Source organism: bacterium endosymbiont of Bathymodiolus sp. 5 South (assembly GCF_900128535.1).
Taxonomy (GTDB): Bacteria; Pseudomonadota; Gammaproteobacteria; order PS1; family Pseudothioglobaceae; genus Thiodubiliella.
This window is the reverse complement of sequence record NZ_FQTR01000201.1, coordinates 1-2591: the sequence shown is the minus strand read 5'-3', so window position 1 is coordinate 2591 and position 2591 is coordinate 1. Positions and strand designations below refer to the sequence as shown.

The window sequence follows — 2591 nt, the reverse complement described above, 5'->3', positions numbered from 1 at the left end:
CTTTATCGTCTTGCTGCCGTCAAAAACATCGTCATTAATAGTCCAGTGATAGGTGTCTATTAAATATTGTCTGGCAGTGGCATCGGTGTAGTTTGCGATACCCCAAGTAACATTGCTCTGAATAGCAGTTTCTCCTGCGGCGGTATCAAGCTTTGCCCAGCCACGCAAGATGTTATCCATATTGTCTACAGTCATTGCACTACTTTTAAACATGAGACTTGCCTCTGTTAAACTTGAAATATCCCAACTGCCAATGTCTTGGTTAAAGGCTCTGGCATTCCAAAATATCCATTTCATGTTAGTCACCTTACTAACATCCCATTTGTCAATGTTTTGGTTAAAGGCGTGTGCATCAGTAAACATATAATGCATGTCAGTCGTCTTACTCACATCCCAACTGCCAATATCTTGGTTAAAGGTATCTGCTTTATAAAACATCGTTGGCATTTCAGTCACATTGCCCACATCCCAACTACCAATGTCTTGGTTAAAGGAGGTTGCAACTCCAAACATAGCAGACATATCAGTCACATTGCCCACATCCCAACCACCAATATCTTGGTTGAAGGCGGTTGTCACTGAAAACATATTAGACATATCAGTCACCTTACTAACATCCCAACTGCCAATATCTTGGTTAAAGGTCGTCGCAGCGTTAAACATATTGGTCATAGTAGTTACCTTGCTAACATCCCAACTACCAATATCTTGGTTAAAGGAAGTTGCCATAAAAAATGTATAGTCCATAGTGGTTACTTTGCCAATATTCCAATTACCAATATCTTGGTTAAAGGCAATTGCCCTATAAAACATCCCAGACATGCCAGTCGACTTGCTAACATTCCAACTGCTAATGTCTTGGTTAAAGGCACTGGCTTCCCAAAATATCCATCTCATATCAGTCACATTACTAACATCCCAACTGCTAATATCTTGGTTAAAAGTGCTTGCAATACAAAACAGCGCAGATATATTAGTCATGTTGCTAACATCCCAATTGCTAATGTCTTGGTTAAAGGCAGTCAAACCAGCAAATGCTCGGCTTGCATCGCTTACATGAGACACATCCCAATGGGTTAAATCTACATCAGAACCGTTACCATCAATATCAACTTGTTTTTCTAAATAGATAATTTGGGTTGTATTTTTAGCGATGGCAGTATTGGCATTACCAACAATATCTGTAAAGGTGTTTGCTGCCACTGTAATAGCAACATTAGAATGCTGTCCACCTAGACTTGGAGTTACTACAATGGTGTATTGAGTCGCACTTACTTTAGTAAATGTGCCTGCATTAATGGTGCCATTTTCAATGCCAATATCATCCACAGTAAACGATTCATTTCTAATGGCTTTACTAAAATTAAAAGTGATTGTGTTGGCAGTAGTATCTGTGCCACCACTGTTTATAATCGTTAGGGTCGGACTAGTAGCCTTAAGCACTAAGTTGCCATTAGCAATCAAACTGGCTAATAAGTCAGCTTTATAGGCAACCTTTGCTAAAGTAATACTTACTTTGCTATCAGCACCAGCATTGTTGTTAACTGATCCACCATCATGGTCAATAGTTAGTTTGGTACCAGAGTCAACAGCAGTCACTGTTATAAAGTCACTCAGATTAGAGGCGTTATACCCTATCAATAAGTCACGAAGGTCAATGATGTCTGCATTAGTATTTGTACTTGTATTTCCTACAGTAAAGTCATCAATAAAGTCATTGCCTGCGTTTTCATATTTATAAACAAAAGTATCGTTACCCCCATTTCCTATTAAAGTGTCGTCTCCTTCTCCACCTATTAATATATCATCTGTAGTACTACCATCTAACATATCGTTATCACCTAATCCATGTAGTGTGGTTCTTGCGCCATCTACGGTGAGAAAGTCTTGACCATCGGTACCCTGTTGAGTCTTACTATCATCAAACTTGCCACCACTAATTGTCCAGTGATAGGTGTCTATTAAATATTGTCTGGCAGTGGCATCGGTGTAGTTTGCGATACCCCAAGTAACATTACTCTGGATAGCGCTCTCACCAGCGGCGGTATCAAGCTTTGCCCAGCCACGTAAAGTGCTATCCATATTATGTAGAGTCATTGCAGTATTATTTAGAGTTACTGAGGTATCTTCAAACATACCCGCTGCCTCTGTTAAACTCGAAATATCCCAACTGCCAATATCTTGGTTAAAGGCACCTGTGTTATGAAACATCGCTTGCATATTGGTCACTTTGCCAACATCCCAACTGCCAATATCTTGGTTAAAGGCATTAGTCCCCCAAAACATTCCATGCATATCAGTCACCTTACTAACATCCCAACTGCCAATATCTTGGTTAAAGGTGTTTGCATGATAAAACATCCCATGCATATCAGTCACCTTACTAACATCCCAGCTGCCAATGTCTTGGTTAAAGGCGATTGCGATAAAAAACATCCCATGCATATTAGTCACCTTACTAACATCCCAACTACCAATGTCTTGGTCAAACTTAAGTGCATTAACAAATGCTTTGTTTGCATTACTTACATGAGACACATCCCAATGGGTTAAATCCACATCAGAGCCTTTACCATCAATATCAACCAGAT

At 39.7% G+C, this 2591-nt stretch carries 1 protein-coding gene; it reads right to left on the bottom strand.

The annotated features are described in order from the left end of the window. A partial coding sequence (locus tag BBROOKSOX_RS09960) for a BspA family leucine-rich repeat surface protein (protein WP_139661566.1) occupies positions 1 to 2591 on the bottom strand: 2591 nt, incomplete at both ends.